The sequence below is a fragment of the Streptomyces sp. NPDC056061 genome (genome assembly GCF_042266885.1).
GTDB lineage: Bacteria > Actinomycetota > Actinomycetes > Streptomycetales > Streptomycetaceae > Streptomyces.
In genome coordinates, this window is record NZ_JBHJWQ010000011.1 from 156214 (window position 1) to 171925 (window position 15712).

A 15712-nucleotide genomic window follows, 5' to 3' on the forward strand; every position below is an offset into this window, starting at 1 on the left:
CTCCCCCGGAAGGCCGTCACACACCCTCCTGACCTGCGTCTTCAGGTTGGCGGAGGCCCACCCGGTTCACACCGTGCGCGGAATCCGCTGCGCACGGCCGTGGAGCCGGAGCGCCGTGATGAACTCGACGATGCCGACCACGACCAGCCACCAGCCGGCGACCAGGGTGAGCACGGCGATCGAGTTGAACGGCGAGGTGATCAGCACGATACCCGCGATCAGGGTGACGACACCGAGAGCGGCCTGCCAGCCGCGCGCGGGCATGGTGGGATCGTGAATGGCGGCCAGCGTATGGGTGATCCCGCGGATCAGCCAGCCGATGCCGATCCACAACGCGAGCAGCAGGACCGACTCCAGCCGGCCCCGGAAGCAGAACAGGCCCAGCAGGATCGACAGGGCCCCGCTGATGAAGGCAAGGACACGCAGCGAGGTCGCCTTGTGCGTGCCGAAGGCGGCCGCGAGCTGGAGCGCGCCGCTGAGAATGAGGTAGATGCCGAAGAGGATCCCGGCGACCAGCAGGGACGGGCCCGGCCAGGCCAGGATCACGATCCCGAGGATCAGGGAGGCGATGCCGGTGATCAGGACGACCTGCCAGGCGGTGCGGGCAAGGTGGTGCAGGAGCCCCTCGAAGGGTGGCTCCTGGTAACCCGGGTGCGCTTTCGGCGCGTGCACGTCTCCCGTGGCGTGGGCGTGGCGGTCCTCGTGTTCCGGTCCCCGGGGGGAGCCGCTCGGTACGTCGGTCATGATCCATGCTTGTACCGGGCACGGGCGCCACGCCACCCCTGCCGGTCCACCCGGCTGACGGCGGAGACACGGACCGCCGCCCGTACGGGGGAAGCGGCGAGGCGCTCGCCCCGTTCGCGGCCCGGGAAGTTCCGCGCACCGGGCCGGCCCGCCCCGGCCGCTCCTCGCAGTGGCACGCCCGCCGCGTCCTCGGCGCGTCGCCCGGCGCGTCGCCGAGGACGACCCCGCCGCGCGCCGAGGACGTCATGGCCGCCCGTACTCAGCGCGGGCCGGACGGGGCGGACCGGGTCCTGAAGGAGTGCAGTCGGGCTACGGCAAGGGTCTGCTCCGCCTCGTACGCCTCGAAGGTGCCGACGTGCCGGAAGCCGAGGCGGGTGGCGAGCTTCAGGGAACGCTCGTTGGCCGTCTGGGTCACCACCAGGACCGGTTGGTCGGGCAGTTCGTCGGCGGCGGCGCACAGCACGGCCGTGGCCGCCTCGGCTGCCAGCCCCGCACCCCAGCTTCCGCGCCGGAGCAGGTAGCTCAGCTCCAGTTCCCCGCCTTCCTCGGTGACGTGTCCGGGAAGGTCGGCGGATCGGCGGTCGAGTACGAGCGTCCCGATGAACCGGTCGGTGTCCTTGTCGGCGATGACGTAGGTACCGGGCTTGCCTGCGACGGCGCTGATGCCGTTCGCGCCGAAGTACTGTTCGACGGCGCTGCGGGGCCGCGGGCCGCCGAGGTGCGCGCGGACCTGTGGATCGGTCTGGAGCTCGATGAGGCCGTCGATGTCGGCGTCCTGCGCTCTTCGCAGCCGGAGACGATCAGTGCTGATCTCAGTGGCGGACAGCATGGGCAATGCGTTCATGAAGCCCATTGTCCGGGCTCGCGCGGATCGGGCCGGCTGCCTCGCGGGGCGACCGGGCTCCGGCCGGATCCCGTGTCATGCCGGCGGCCTCGGGGTCGCCTCCGAACGGAGGACCGGGCGCTGGGAGCAAACTCACGCATGACGATCACCCGGACCGCTCCCGCCGTCACCGCCAAGAAGCACGGGAGGACGGGGCGCGGGCCATCGGGCATCGCCGATCGTCCGCAGGTCCGCTGTCTGCCCGATACGCAGTTGCGGTGTGTGATGAGGTAGCGGTCGGTTCCGGTCACACTCACCGGGTGAACGGCTTGAGATCAGGAGGAGTTCGGGATGGGCGAGGGGTTCTCACGCCGTACGCAGAGCCGGTGGGGCGAGGGCGCTGCGCTGAAGGAGGAAATCGTCCGGGCCGCGGCGCGGATGCTGATGGAGTCCGGCCGGGAGCGGGATCTCTCGCTGCGGGCGGTGGCGCGCGAGGTCGGCATCTCGGCTCCCAGTGTCTACCTGCACTTCAAGGACCGGGCGGAACTGGTGGCGACGGTGACACAACGGGCGTACGCGCGGCTGGCCGCCGAGCTGCGGGATGCCTGGACGGGCGGGAGCGAGACAGGTCCGCGCGCCGCGTTGCGCACGCTGGCGCGGGGGTACTGCGGCTTCGCGCTGGACAACCCACGGGCCTATCGGTTGATGTTCGGCATCGAGCGGATCGAGGTGTCGCGGGACGAGGCGGCGTCGCATCCGCTGTGGACGGTGCATGCCGTGTGGGCCGACGCGGTGGCGGCCTGTCACGAAGCGGGCGAGGGCCCGGCCGCCCCGGAGCGGGCGACCGCCCTGCTGTGGGCGTCGGTGCACGGGCTGGCGGCGATGGCGGTGGCGATGCCATCGAGCACCGGACCAATGCCGCCGAGCAGGCCATGGCCGCCGCCCGCAACCTCCTCCACCCCGAATCCGCCCGGCCGTTCGCCCCGGTCCCCTACTTCTGGTCCGACCAGCACGGGACCAAGATCCAGGCATACGGCCACCTCCGTGGCCACGACGAAGCACGTGTGGTGGAGGGCGATACGGCGCGGGGCCGGTTCCTCGTCGCCTACCGCACCGGTCGCCGTCTCACCGGTGCCCTGTCCGTAGGTATGCCGCCCAAGGTGCTGCGCCGCCGACGGACCGCCATCGCCGCCGGGGCCGACTGGCGGGAGGCCCTGGCGGCGGCCCCCGCCACCTGACCTCTGGGCCCGATGCGCGCCGGGGGGCGGGGCCGCGGATGCGTGTACGGTGTGCGCCGCCTCGCACGGGCCGCGGGCAGCTGCCGCGGCGACCGCGTCGGCGCGGCTCGGCATGGACGCCGAGTCGCGCCGTCCGATGTGCCGGGTGCGGCACCGTGGGCCGGCTTCGTCAGACCTTCGCGCGATCGCTGATCCAGCGGGCGGCGAGCAGGCCGGAGGCGGTGGTGAGGACGGCGGCGGCGACGACGGTGGCCCTGAGGCCGAGTACGTCGGCGAGGACACCGGCGACGAGGGCCCCGGCGGCGTAGCCGATGTCGCGCCAGAAGCGGTAGGCCCCGAGAGCGTTGGCACGCCAGGCGGGGTGTGCATGGTCGCAGACCGAGGCGATGAGGGCGGGGTAGACCAGGGCGGTGCCGAGGCCGAGGACGACGGCGGACAGAACCCCGGCGAGCAGCGGGTGGTCCAGCAGGGCGAGGACGAGCACGAAGCCCGCGGCCTGGACGAGCATGCCGACGACGATCGGGGTTCTGCGGCCGATGCGGTCGGCGAGGTGGCCGGTGGGGATCTGGCCGATGCCCCACACGATCGGGTAGAGGCCCTTGATCAGGCCGACGGCGGCAAGGCCCAGGCCGTGGTCGGTGAACAGGAGGGGGAAGACACCCCAGGTGAGACCGTCGTTGAGGTTGTTGACGAAGCCTGCCTGGCTGGCGCCGCGCAGGGATCGGTGACGCCAGGAGGTGCGGGCGAACGTGGTTGCCGGGCCGGTGCTCTCGCCGGTGGGCAGGGGCCCGGGGTGCCGGGCCAGTTCGAGAGCCGCATGCGCGGCGGTGTCCCGTACGACGAGGGCCAGCGCCAGACCGGCGGCGACGAAGACGGCGCCGATGAGTTCCGGGACGGGACGCAGGCCGTAGCCGGTGGCGAGGTAGCCGGTGAGCAGGGCGGTGGCGCCGACGGCGGTGTACCCGGCGGCCTCGTTCAGGCCGGTGGCGAGTCCGCGCCGGGCGGGCCCGACCAGGTCGATCTTCATATTGACGGTCATCGACCAGGTCAGGCCCTGGTTGAGGCCGAGCAGGACGTTGGCGGCCACGATCCAGTCCCAGGACGGCGCCCACGCGAGGACGAAGGGGACGGGGACGCCGATCAGCCAGCCCGCGATGAGCAACTGCTTGCGGCGGAAGCGGGCCGTCAGGGCCCCGGCGGCCAGATTGGTGAGTGCCTTGGTGAGGCCGAAGGCGACGATGAAGGAGAAGACGGCGAGGTCGCTGGTCAGGCCGAAGGTGTCGGTGCCGATGAGCGGCACCGTGGTGCGCTCCAGGCCCACCAGGCCACCGACGGCGACGTTGACGCAGACCAGGAGGAAGAACTGGACCCCGTTCTCCCGCAGGCCCAGACGGACCGGCGGCCGGCCGGCGGGGGCGCCGGGAACGGCGGGGGCCGCGGGGGCGGCGGATACAGGGGTGGGCTTCACGTCGGATGTCCTCCGCGTCCGTGACGAGGTGGTGGCTGCGGGGCGGCGGGGACGCGGGCGCCGGATCGGCTGCGTCCGGGCATGTGCCGCGTGCGTGTGGTGGTCGACCTGCCGCAGGCGGACGGCCGTGGTGCCGTCCCGTTCGGGGTGCCCCGGCCGCTGTGGCCCGAGGGCACCCACGAGGAAGAATACCCCGGTGGGTATATGAGGCCGAGCCGGAAGGCGTCGGGCACCCTGTGACCCGGGATACCCCCAGGGGTATTTGACTTGACTGCGCCATGCGCTTACGGTCGAGCATATAAATACCCAGGGGGGTATTGAGAAAGGGATGCCTCGATGCGTGATGCAGGTCCGGACGGCCTCGCGGCAAAGCCGGCTCGCGTCGCACGCTCGTCATCGGCGTACGCGGATCCGGCGCGCACCCGGCCGGCCGCGCTCCGGGGCGCCCGGGGCCCCGCCACCCGCCCGGTGACGTCCCCGGCGATCCGTCCGGCGACCGACCCGCGCACATGAGCCGCGCCGACGGAGACCGAAGCGCCCGGGGCAGCGGAACTCCTCGCCGCCCCCGGGACGGGCGGCACCCCGGTCCGGGCCTCCCACCGGCCCGGGAACACACGCACGGCGCACGCCGCGCCCCCGCCACCACCTCGCGCACCCGCCCCCCGGGAAGCGCGTACCGCACGAAGGGATTGCCGTGTTCTTCACCCAGTACTACCTGGACTGCCTGTCGCAGGCGTCGTACATGATCGCCGATGAGAAGACCGGCCGGGCGGTGGTCGTCGACCCGCGTCGGGACGTCTCCGAGTACCTGGCCGACGCCTCTGCGCACGGCTTCACGGTGGTCGGCGTCATCAACACGCACTTCCACGCGGACTTCGTCGCCGGTCACCTGGAGATGGCGGACGAGACGGGCGCCTGGATCGCCTACGGCCGCCGCGCGGAGACCGAGTACCCGATCCGCAAGCTCGACGAGGGCGAGCGGATCTCCCTGGGCGATGTCACCCTGGAGATCATGGAGACGCCCGGGCACACCCCGGAGTCGATCAGTGTCCTCGTGTACGAGCACGCCGACGACACCGTCCCGTACGGCGTGCTCACCGGCGACGCGCTGTTCATCGGGGACGTCGGGCGCCCCGACCTGCTCGCCTCCGTCGGTGTCACCGCCGAGGCACTGGGCGCGATGCTCCACGACAGCGTGCAGAACAAGCTGATGGGGCTCGCCGACGAGGTACGGGTCTTCCCCGCACACGGCGCCGGCTCGGCATGCGGCAAGAACCTGTCGACGGAGAAGCAGTCGACCGTCGGCGAACAGCGGGCCACCAACTACGCCTGCTCGCCGATGAGCCGTGAGGAGTTCGTCGCGCTCGTCACCGCCGGCCAGTCCGCCGCGCCCGGTTACTTCGCCTACGACGCGGAGCTCAACCGCAAGGACCGGACCCGCTACGACGCCTCGGCGGCGCCTCGCCCGCTGACGCTTGCCGAGTTCGCCGAACTGCGGGATGCCGGCGCGGTCGTGGTGGACGCACGCGGCCCCCAGGAGTTCGCGGCCGGGCATCTGCGCGGCGCCGTGAACGTGCCCGCGGACGGCCGGTTCGCCGAGCAGGCGGGCACCGTGCTCGCCCCGGCCGACGAGCTTGTCGTCATGGCACCGCAGAACCGGGAGGAGGAGGTCGTCACCCGGCTCGCCCGGATCGGCTTCGACCGGGTCGTCGGCTACCTGCGCAACCCCGAGGACGCCCTGGAGGAACTCGACGAGGTCACCCCGGCCAGCCGGATGACCGCCGCGCACCTGCGCACCGCCCTCGCCGGCGACAACCCTCCCGTCGTCGTGGACATCCGCAACTGCGGCGAACGCCAGGCGAGCGGCTTCATCGAGTCCGCCCTGCACATCCCGCTCGGCGAACTCCCCCGTCGCACGGACGAACTGCCCGCCGACCGGCCCCTCGTCGTGCACTGCGCCGGCGGACACCGCTCCTCCATCGCGGCGAGTCTGCTGCGCCACCGGGGCTTCCGGGACGTCTCCGACATCCTCGGCGGATACGCCGCCTGGGCCCTGTCGGTGGACGCGACCGACGCGGCCGGCCCCCTCGGCGCCTGACCACCCCCGCTCGTCCCGGGCCCCGTCGACCGCGGGGCCCGCCGACCCGGACATGCCTCGGGGTATGTCCGAGCCCGAAAGGAACCCCCGTGAACACCACCCCCGCGCCCGCCGCCACGATCGCCCCCGCCGTACTGCACCGGCTCCTCCAGGAAGGACGGGCACCACGTCTGCTGGACGTGCGCACGCCCGGTGAGTTCCGGACGATGCACATCCCCGGCTCGTGCAACGTGCCCCTGGCCACCCTGCGGGAGCACCGGGCAAAGCTCCTTGCCCACCTCGACGAGGACGTCGTGCTGGTCTGCCGTTCCGGCACGCGCGCCGGCCAAGCGGCGAAGATCCTGGCCGAGGCAGGTCTGACCGGTCTCCCTGTGCTGGACGGCGGCATCGTCGCGTGGGAGACGGCCGGCGCGCCCGTCGACCGGGGTACCGAGCGGTGGGACATGGAGCGTCAGGTGCGGCTCGTGGCCGGCTCGATCGTGCTGACCACCAGCCTCGTCGGGGTGTTGGTGCCGGGCGTGCACCTGATCGGCACCGCGGTCGGCGCCGGCCTGACGTACGCGGCCCTCAGCAACTCCTGCGCCATGGGGGTCATGCTGTCCAAGCTGCCGTACAACCGTGGGCCCCGCCCCGACATCCGCAAGGTGATCGCGCAGCTGAGCACCTCGTGACCGACCCGGTCGCTCGCCACCGGAGCCGTGCCCGAACGAACCCCGGGGCGCCCGGGGCGTGAGCCGCGTCCTCGCGTGCCCGGGGAAGCGGCGGCGTCGCCCCGCAGGAGTGGGCCCGTGGTCACCCCCGCGGTGACCGCAACCCGCAGGTCGGCGGTGGGTCGGCCCGCCTGCGGGGTCCCAACGACCGGCCGCTGTGCGGTGTCGGGCCGCGTCGAGGGGTTCGGCGGCCTCGGTCGGGATGACGCGCGAGAGCCCGCGGGAGGCGAGCGGCCCTCGGAACGGTTTCCGGATCGCCGGGTCGGCCAGATTCACCCCGCGTCGACGCCGAGGCCCGGAGCAATCTGCCCCGGGGCGCGGCCCTCGGGGACCAGACGATCGTGGGAATCGGCGAGGCGTATGGCGTATCCCCGGCGCAGGCGCTGCCGCACCGGCACCCGCGTACCGGCAACATCGTGATCCCCGGCTCCGTCGCCCCCGACCACGTCCGGCAGGACCTGGAGTCCTTCGGCTTCGAGCCCACCGACGGCGACATGGCCGCTCCACGGCCCTCCACCGGGTTCTGCGCACCGGCCCGGATCCCTGCATCCTCAACCGACCCCCGAACTCCCCGACGTGTCGGTCCGCCACGGGCAGGGCCTCCGGGGAGCCGATACCACCGCAGCAGCTCCACAGCCTCGACGAGGGGAACGCGTCATGCAGATCGATCTCTCCGGCCGCACTGCTCTGGTCACCGGATCCACCCAGGGCATCGGCCATGCCATCGCCACCGGTCTGGCCCGCGCGGGCGCCCGCGTCGTCGTCAACGGCCGAGGGGTGGAACGCGTCACGGAAGCCGTCCGTACCGTGCGCGCCGCCTCCGGAAGCGACGACGTGACCGGCGCCATCGGCGACCTGGCCACCGAGCACGGCGCCACTGCCGTGCTGGAGGCCGTGCCCGTGCTCGACATCCTCGTCAACAACCTCGGTATCTTCGGCTCCACCCCTCCGCTGGAGATCGACGACGCCGAATGGCGCCGCTACTTCGAGGTCAACGTCCTCTCCGCCGTCCGGCTCATCCGCGCCTGTCTGCCCGCCATGAAACAACAGGGCTGGGGGCGCGTCCTCAACCTCGCCAGTGACTCGGCCGTGGTCGTACCCGCCGAGATGATCCACTACGGCACGACGAAGACCTCGCTGCTCGCCGTCAGCCGCGGCTTCGCCAAGGAAGCCGCCGGCACCGGTGTCACCGTCAACTCCGTCATCGCCGGCCCGACCCGCACCGGCGGTGTGGAGACGTTCGTCCGCCAACTCGTCGGCGACGCGCTGCCGTGGGACGAGGCACAGCACGAGTTCATGGTCAGGTACCGTCCCCAGTCCCTGATCCAGCGGCTCATCGAGCCCGAGGAGATCGCCAACATGGTCGTCTACCTCGCCTCGCCCCACGCCTCCGCCACCACCGGCGGCGCCCTGCGCGTCGACGGCGGCTACATCGACTCCATCCTGCCCTGAGCCCGGCGCCCGCCGACGTGTCCACCACGCCGCCGGGCGCCACCCGCGGCTCCGGCCCGCGACCGGACGGTCCCGGACGAGGAACGGTCCGGTCGCGGGCCGGCGGCTGCGAACGGGACGGCCGACCGCACCGGCCGACCACGGGGGTGCCGCCTCCGGACCCGGCGGCCGTCGCTCGCCGCGGTCATCGCGTGCCCGCTCCCCTGCCCCTCGTCCGGGAGGCGTGACGGTCGTCGGCGTCGAACACCGCCAGGGACCGCGCCCCCGGCAGAAGCGCTTGCTCCAGGGGACGCAGGACCGCGTCCTCCAGACCTCCCACCGCTTCGGCGAGCTCCTCCGCGGCGTCCCGGGCGATCTCCTCCGCCACGGCGCCCACCGGGATGCGGGGGCCCAGCTTGCTGACCGCGGCGGCCGCGCGTGCAGGCGTGAGGAGGGCCGTGGCCTGGGCCAGGAGCCAGCCGGGCACCCCGGCCGCTCCCTGCGGCGGTGGCAGATACGGACGTGCGCCGTCGAACCGCTCGTCCTCGGCGAAGGATTCCTGCTTCACCTTGAGCAGCGGGCGCATGCCCGTACCCGCACGATCCGCCTCAGGCCATGCGCCGGCCGGTTTGAGGACGTAGCCCTCGGCGAGATTGTCCGCAAGTCCGGGCAGCCCGAAGAGGGCCGGAACTCGTGTGGGGAAGGCGGGCGGCAGGTCCTGAAGCCTCGTCAGCGCCCCGTGCCCGAGTGCGGGAGGGCAGACGAGGCCCGCTGCGCCCGCGGCTTCGCGCACGGCGCGGTCGGAAACCCAACAGCAGTCCCCGGCCCTCTCGACGGTGGCGTCGAACGGCATCCAGTGCAGGCCCGGCGCGTACCACACGCCCGTCTGCACGGGCTCGACCCCGGCAGTCGCAGGGACCTCCGGATGCGGGTAGCAGCCACCGGCCAACTCGCCGTAGATCGTCACCACCTCGGCACCATCCCCCGGCACCCCGCGTACCGCCGAGGCGAAACGGGCCGCCGCCACCGACAGCACCGGCCAGATCCGGCTCACGCCGAAGAAGCCGTCCAGTGCGTCGCTGCCCAACAGCTCGCGCCGCTTCGCCGGACGGACCCCCGAGCCGTCGCACACCACCGCGAAGTGCGCGCCGTGCACCTTTTCCACGGCGACCCACTCCTTCACCCCGGACACGCCGAGCCGTGCCCTCGCGGGGACCTTGGGATAGGGCCGTAGTACGGAACCGTCGGGCGCAATGTCGGACACAGGGAGGATCATCACCGGTCGCCCGGTGCGGGACAACCGAGATTCGCGATCCCGGCCCGTTCCACGTGTCCCCGCGCAGCGCACCGGACAGCGGGCCGGCGGTGACGGTCCTGCTGCCGGGTGGTGGGACGCCGCACCGGTCCGGGCCGATGGGTCGTGCCGACCTGTTCTCCGCAGGTCTCCCGTCTCTCGTCCCGCGGATCCGCATGTGTTCGGTGGCGGTGACGGCGCGGGGGTGCCGGGATTCTGCTTCGCCGGTGACCGGCAGGCGTGGGAGGGGAAGCCGGACGGGCGCCGTCCGGGCTATTCCCGCCCGGGTGTGTGCCGCGGCCCTGTCACCGGCAGCGGCCCCTCGTCGGTCGGTGTCAGCAGCTCGGTCAGGTGGCGCGCCGAGGCTTCCCAGGACCAGGAGTCCTGGACCCACCGGCGCCCCTCGGCGCCCATCCGCGTCGCCGGCTCGGGGTCGAGCAACAGCCCGGTCAGGGCAGCGGCGATCATCACGACGTCGGCTCCGTCCACCACCCGGCCGGTACGGCCGTCGAGCACGGCGTCCGGGGCTCCCCCGGAGTCGCCGACAACCACCGGCAGGCCACTGGCGGCCGCCTCCAGGAAGACGATGCCGAGGCCCTCGGCCTCCAGTCCGCCCCTGCGGGTCCGGCAGGGCATCGCGAAGACGTCGGCGGACGCGTAGTACGCCGGTGTGTCGGTGTGGCGTATGCCCCCGACGAACCGTACGGCGTCCGCGCCATGGCGCAGAGCCAGTTTCCGCAGCCGCGCCTCGTCGGGCCCGTGGCCCACCAGCAGCAGAACGGCATCGGGTACCTGACGGCGAATCAGTGGCATCGCCTCGATCAGCTTGTCCTGGCCCTTGCGCGGCACCAGGCGGGCCGTGCACAGGATGACCTGTTTCCCCTCCAGCCCGAGTTCGGCGCGCAGGGCGGCACCGGTAACGGCGTCGGGGCGGTAGACCTCCGCGTCCACCGCGGGGACCAGCCGGCTCAGTCCGGCGCGCGGGCCGAGGGCGGGTGCGATCCGGGCGCGCGTGTAGTCCCCGAGATAGGTGACGACGTCCACGCCGTCGCCGATGCGGCGCATCATCCGGCGCGCGCCCGGTACGCGGGCCCACCAGATCTCGTGGCCGTGCGTGGTGGCGACCATGCGCCGGATCCCGGCGTCGCGGCGCAGGGCCGGCGCCATCAGCGCGAGCGGGGCGGCGGCTCCGAACCAGACCCGGTCGCAGCCGTGCGCACGGGCCAATTCGGCAGCCCGGCGGGTGACGCGGGCGGTCGGCAGCAGCATCCGGGCGGAGTCGCGGACGACGGGGAAGGGAAGGTCGGCGTCGTACGCGGCGTCGCCCGGCTCACGTGAGGTGTAGACGACGACGTCGTCGGGCATCCGCGTGGCCATGGCGTGGACGAAGGTCTCTATGCCGCCCTGGCGGGGCGGGAAGTCGTTGGTGATGACGAGGGTGGAAACCATGACGGAGCAGAATCCTTCAACCGTGGGTGAGCGGGCGAGTGGTGAAAAGGTGGTCCCGGACGTCGTCGCCCACTGTGGCTCCTGGCTGCCATCTCCCGTACCGCCAGCGGTACATGGCGTAGCCCTGGGCATGCACTTCGCCGACGGCCGCGGCCGGGCGAATGCCGTATGCGGCGAGATGGCGGTCCGCCGTCTCCGGCAGCGGGAGGGCCGGTCGCCCATCGGGATGTCGCGGGTACCGGCGCGGCCCGCCGCGTCGGCACCCGGGGCCGGGACTCCATGGCAGATGAATCCTTCCGGTGGGAAAGCGCGACACGTTCTCACCGGTGAAGCTATTGATCACACCCTCGCCCTGTCATCACTCCCGGGACGTAACTCCCGAGTACGACGACTCGGGTTCGCTCCACTACTCAGGTTCAACCACCTGCGGATGCAACCGGCTTGGGACATACACCCATGGGCGGACCGGTGTGCCGCGCCGGACTTGCCGACGGCACACCGGTCGCTCACGCGGGGTTTCCCGATGCCCCGACAGGTCAGCCGGTCAGGGCGTAGTGCTGGAGGTAGAGGAAGATCGAATTCCAGCCCGACCCCACATGCACGATGTGCAGCTGACCTCCCGAGGAACCGAAGTCCCAGGCGGCGATCCCCTCGACCTCGTCCCCGGATTCGACGTCCTGGTGGAACGCGTAGGAGACCTGCCCGGAGGCCACGTCGACCGAATAGACCGACTTCGCCGAGTCGTCCACGGACGCGTAGAGCCTGCCCTGCCACATCGCGGCACCCTGGATCCTGCTCAGGGGCTGTGACAACGTCACGGTGTTCACCACCGGAAGTGTGGAGCCGGCCGGCAGGGTCAGCAGATCGTTCAGGCTGTAGGCGACCAGCTTGTTCGTCCCCTGTGCGGCATCCTGGGTCCAGGGCGCGGTGTAGACCAGTCCGGCGGCGGCGTCCACCGCCACCCACGGCACACCGCCCGGCATCTGCTCGACAGGCAGTTGAACGTAGCGGCCCGTGTAGCTCAGGTCACTCGCGTTGTACAGCGCCAGCAGCGGATGCCGGTAGTCGCTGCCGCCGTCCTCGATCGGCGCGATCACATATCCGTCGTGGTACTCCACGTCACCGATGTGATCGCTGCCGTACGTCCGGCTCATCGACGACGGGATCGGGAACATCGACGACGCGACCTCCGAGTCGTTCCCGACGGTCGCCTTCACCATTCCGCCCGGCCCGGCGTAGTAGAAGTACGTCCCGTCCGTCGCCACGCCCTGCCCGCGCTCCAACGCGTTGAACCCGGTCCAACGGTAGTAGTCCGCCGTCCGCGTCCAGGACGATGCCATCGCGGGAGCCGCCGCACCCCCGATGGCCAACGCGATCGCGGCCGCCACGGCCGTCGCGGCCACTGAAATCCTGCCCGGCTTCATCTGATCCCGACCTCCTCTGTCCGGCATCACACCTGTGCCTTCCGAGAGCGGGAGTGGTGGCGCCCCGACGCCGGGCCACGGTGGTTCCTGCTCGTGCGTCGAGGACGTGATGGCGGCGGCCCGGACCCCGTGATGCGGTCCGTCGCCGCCCTGCCGGTGTTCACGACACCGGAGGCCGCCCCGAGCCGCAGAGCGCCGCCGCCCCACGCGTGTACCGCCCACAACAACCGCTCGCCCGCTCCGTCTGCGGACCGGGAGCAGTCTCACACCACAACACCTGCGCCTCAACACCCCGCACAGGCAAGAGACTTGATGGTTTCTCAGCCTCCTTCGGCATGCATGGGAGTGTGGTGCGTCTTCCCGACGGCGGACGGACTTCTCACGGGCCGCAGCGGCCCACCCTCCGCCCTCGCGACGAGAGCGCGGTGCCGTCCGACCCGGTCATGTGGTCGAGGGTGTCGTGGGTGAGGGGGGTCCTCCGGCCGGGAGCCGGGCCGTCGCCGGTGCACGAGCCGCTGTCCTCGGCGCGGGGACGTCCGCATGGCGCAGGTATTGCCGGGGGGTGGTGCCGACCGTCCGGCGGAAGGCAGCGAGGAAGGCGCTGGGTGTGGCGTAGCCGACGGCGTGGGCCGCCTGGGCGACCGGTCGGCCGTCGGCGAGCAGCGGCAGGGCGGCGCGCAGGCGCAGTTGGGTACGCCAGCGGTCGAAGCTCATTCCGGTGTCCCGGACGAAGAGGCGGCTCAGAGTACGGCGACTGGTGCCGACCGCGCGGGCGAGCGCCTCCAGGGTCCGCGAGTCGGCGGGGTCGGCCAGCAACAGGGCGGCCACCGCCCGTGCGCGGTCGTCGACGGGCTCGGGCACCGTGATCGGTGTGTCGGGCAGTGGACGGAGCAGATCGAGGACCACGGCCTCGGCACGCTGCCGGGCGTCCGGCCCGAGGTCGTCACGGCCGAGGTGAGCCAGCAGGTGGGCCAGTAACTCTCCGACGGCGACCGCGACCGGCATCGGCCAGTCCAGGGGGCATCGGGTGGGATCCAGGTACAGGCTGTGGAAGACCGCGTCGCGCGGCGCGCCGGTCCGGTGGACGGTTCCGGCCGGGATCCACAGGGCGCGGGTGGGCGGCAGCACCCAGGTGTCGTCGTCGACCCTCACACCCAGCACTCCCCTGGTGGCCCAGGCCAGTTGGTGCCGCGGATGCTCATGTGCGCGGAACCACTTGCCCGCGGGGAGCGGGAAGGCCCCCACCACGACCGCCCCCGCAGCGTGCTCCGCCGCGGGCGTCATGCGAGGGACCCGTCGGGTGACCGACAACTGCCGGGGCTCGAAGAGTTCACCCGTCCACCCTAGGGGCCGCCCCGCAGGCCGTGTCGTCGAGCCGGCGGCCCCTGCGCGACATCATCTGGCCCGACGGGATCTCGCGGCCGGTGCGCGGCGTTCCTAAGGGCTGTCCCGTAATCCGTGGTGGACCGGTGCGCGGCGTCAGATGTGGTGCATCGCAAGGCGGAGGGGCGTCCGCATACTGGATGTATGCGGACGTTCCGACAACGCGGCGAGGTGCCGCAACTGTCGTCGCGCGCCCGCCAGGGATTGCGGGACAGTCCTTAGGGTCGTGCCATGCCGATGAACTACCTGCATCGCAAGATCTGCGGCTCCGCCCGCTGGGCCGCCGGTGTTGCGGAACGCATGCCCGAAATGCTGGCCGGTGTCGACCTCGGGGACGACGTCCTGGAGATCGGACCCGGCTTCGGGGCCACCACCCGCGCGTTGTCGGGCCGCACGACGAGACTGACCGCCGTCGAGATCGACGAGGCATCCGTGGCCCTGCTGCGTGCCGAGTTCGCCGACACGGTCGAGATCGTGCACGGCGACGGCGCTCGGCTCCCCTTCCCGGACGGGAGATTCTCCGCCGTCGTCTGCTTCACCATGCTGCACCACGTGCCGTCCCCCGCCCGGCAGGACGCCTTGTTCGCCGAGGCGTGCCGGGTGGGGTGTTCCGGGGTGTGGACAGCCTGCCCAACCCGGGGTTCCGGCTGTTGCATGTCGGCGACACTATGGTGGCGCTCGATCCCGTCACCCTGCCCGGACGCCTGCTCCGGGCCGGCTTCGACACGGTGGAATCGCGGTACCGGCGCGGTCGGCAGGTCCGCTTCCTGGCCCGCAGGGCTTGACCCGGTGGCGGGCGGCAGCGTGGCGGCGTGGCTTCATGCGGTCTCGACGGACGAGGTGAGTATCCGTACTCACGTCTTCTCCGCATCGGGTGCGCAGGATGAAGGCACCTGGCTCGTTCTCCGGAGGCCCCTCACATGCTCAGCCGCCTCGCCGCCGTGCTGGTGCCGACCGTCGGCCGTCTCACGGTCACCACCGACGACGGCGCCGACTTCCCACCGGGCAGCATCATCGCCGCCAACCACTCCTCGCTCGCGGATCCGGCCGTCGTCCTCGCCGCGCTCCGCAGGCTGGACGTCGAACCGGTGATCATGGCTGCCGCAGGGCTGTGGCGGATCCCTCTCCTGGGCCGTGCGCTCGCCCGTGAGCACCACATCCCGGTGCACCGCGGCGACCGAAGGGCCATGGCCGCCCTGGATCGGGCGGCCGACGCCCTGGCGCACGGCCGGCTGGTCCTGATCTACGGCGAGGGCGGCCTCCCACGTCGCCGGGATGCCGGTGAGGCCGCTCCCGAGGCGTTCCGCAGCGGTCTCGCATGGCTCACGCACGCCATCGGCGCCCCCATCGTTCCCCTGGGCCAGGCCGGCGCCCGGCGCATCGCCTCCGGCAGCCGCACGAAGCAACTGGCCGGTCTCGCCACCGCGCCACTGCGCCGCCCTGGACTGCACGTCCATGTCAAGAGCCCCGTCGCGCTGACCGGCACGCGGGCTGCTCGCACGGCGCATGCCCGGGAAGCGGTGACCGAGGCATGGCGCACCGCAGCGGCCCATCTCGGACATCGGGTCCGTCCCCTCGGCTGAGCCGCGGCACGGTGCCTCCCGCTGCCCGCCGCGCCGCGCCGCGCCCCGGGGCGAGGGAGGCAGCGTG

General features: G+C 72.4%; 12 protein-coding genes and 3 pseudogenes. 8 read left to right on the top strand and 7 right to left on the bottom strand.

Annotated elements, in window-relative coordinates:
* Positions 1-66 precede the first annotated feature (66 nt).
* Both ACFC79_RS18210 and ACFC79_RS18215 read right to left on the bottom strand, forming a co-directional pair.
* Positions 67-744, bottom strand: coding sequence for an HdeD family acid-resistance protein (locus ACFC79_RS18210; RefSeq protein ID WP_376241213.1), 678 nt, complete (start codon positions 742-744; stop codon positions 67-69).
* Positions 745-1003: 259 nt separating this feature from the next.
* Entirely contained in the window at positions 1004-1588 is a 585-nt protein-coding gene (locus ACFC79_RS18215) for a GNAT family N-acetyltransferase (RefSeq protein WP_376241215.1), read from the bottom strand.
* 330 nt (positions 1589-1918) lie between these two features.
* On the opposite strand from ACFC79_RS18215, the pseudogene ACFC79_RS18220 reads away from it, so the two are divergent.
* Both ACFC79_RS18220 and ACFC79_RS18225 read left to right on the top strand, forming a co-directional pair.
* Positions 1919-2401, top strand: a pseudogene (locus ACFC79_RS18220) (TetR/AcrR family transcriptional regulator); the annotation flags it as partial.
* A pseudogene (locus ACFC79_RS18225) lies at positions 2377-2805 on the top strand (oxidoreductase C-terminal domain-containing protein); the annotation flags it as partial. The pseudogenes ACFC79_RS18220 and ACFC79_RS18225, both read left to right, overlap by 25 nt.
* A 169-nt stretch (positions 2806-2974) precedes the next feature.
* On the opposite strand, the gene ACFC79_RS18230 reads toward ACFC79_RS18225, so the two are convergent.
* Entirely contained in the window at positions 2975-4273 is a 1299-nt protein-coding gene (locus ACFC79_RS18230; protein ID WP_376241217.1) for an MFS transporter, read from the bottom strand.
* A gap of 694 nt (positions 4274-4967) precedes the next feature.
* On the opposite strand from ACFC79_RS18230, the gene ACFC79_RS18235 reads away from it, so the two are divergent.
* The 3 genes from ACFC79_RS18235 (at position 4968) to ACFC79_RS18245 (ending at position 8533) form a co-directional block, all read left to right on the top strand.
* Complete coding sequence (locus ACFC79_RS18235; protein WP_376241219.1) at positions 4968-6371, top strand: rhodanese-like domain-containing protein; 1404 nt, start codon at positions 4968-4970, stop codon at positions 6369-6371.
* Positions 6372-6460: 89 nt separating this feature from the next.
* Positions 6461-7042 carry a rhodanese-like domain-containing protein gene (locus tag ACFC79_RS18240; RefSeq protein WP_376241221.1) on the top strand — a complete coding sequence of 194 codons (582 nt, stop codon included), beginning with the start codon at positions 6461-6463 and terminating at the stop codon, positions 7040-7042.
* Between the two features lie 696 nt (positions 7043-7738).
* Complete coding sequence (locus ACFC79_RS18245) at positions 7739-8533, top strand: SDR family NAD(P)-dependent oxidoreductase (protein WP_376241223.1); 795 nt, start codon at positions 7739-7741, stop codon at positions 8531-8533.
* 184 nt (positions 8534-8717) lie between these two features.
* On the opposite strand, the gene ACFC79_RS18250 is transcribed toward ACFC79_RS18245, so the two are convergent.
* The 4 genes from ACFC79_RS18250 to ACFC79_RS18265 all read right to left on the bottom strand — a co-directional run bounded on the left by ACFC79_RS18250 (position 8718) and on the right by ACFC79_RS18265 (position 13963).
* Positions 8718-9776, bottom strand: a complete 1059-nt coding sequence (locus tag ACFC79_RS18250; protein ID WP_376241225.1) for an RNA ligase family protein — start codon at positions 9774-9776, stop codon at positions 8718-8720.
* A 303-nt stretch (positions 9777-10079) separates the two neighbouring features.
* Positions 10080-11255 (bottom strand): glycosyltransferase family 4 protein, encoded by a 1176-nt coding sequence (locus ACFC79_RS18255; protein ID WP_376241227.1) that lies wholly within the window; start codon positions 11253-11255, stop codon positions 10080-10082.
* A 536-nt stretch (positions 11256-11791) separates the two neighbouring features.
* Entirely contained in the window at positions 11792-12679 is an 888-nt protein-coding gene (locus ACFC79_RS18260) for a hypothetical protein (RefSeq protein ID WP_376241229.1), read from the bottom strand.
* 441 nt (positions 12680-13120) lie between these two features.
* A complete protein-coding gene (locus tag ACFC79_RS18265; RefSeq protein WP_376241231.1) occupies positions 13121-13963 on the bottom strand; it encodes a helix-turn-helix transcriptional regulator in 843 nt (280 codons plus the stop codon).
* A 408-nt stretch (positions 13964-14371) separates the two neighbouring features.
* Between ACFC79_RS18265 and ACFC79_RS18270 the strand changes: the two are divergent.
* From ACFC79_RS18270 to ACFC79_RS18280, 3 genes and pseudogenes are all read left to right on the top strand, one after another.
* Positions 14372-14617, top strand: a pseudogene (locus tag ACFC79_RS18270) (methyltransferase domain-containing protein); the annotation flags it as partial.
* Between the two features lie 62 nt (positions 14618-14679).
* Complete coding sequence (locus ACFC79_RS18275) at positions 14680-14847, top strand: hypothetical protein (RefSeq protein WP_376241333.1); 168 nt, start codon at positions 14680-14682, stop codon at positions 14845-14847.
* A gap of 135 nt (positions 14848-14982) precedes the next feature.
* Complete coding sequence (locus ACFC79_RS18280) at positions 14983-15645, top strand: lysophospholipid acyltransferase family protein (protein WP_376241233.1); 663 nt, start codon at positions 14983-14985, stop codon at positions 15643-15645.
* The last annotated feature ends 67 nt before the right edge of the window (positions 15646-15712 follow it).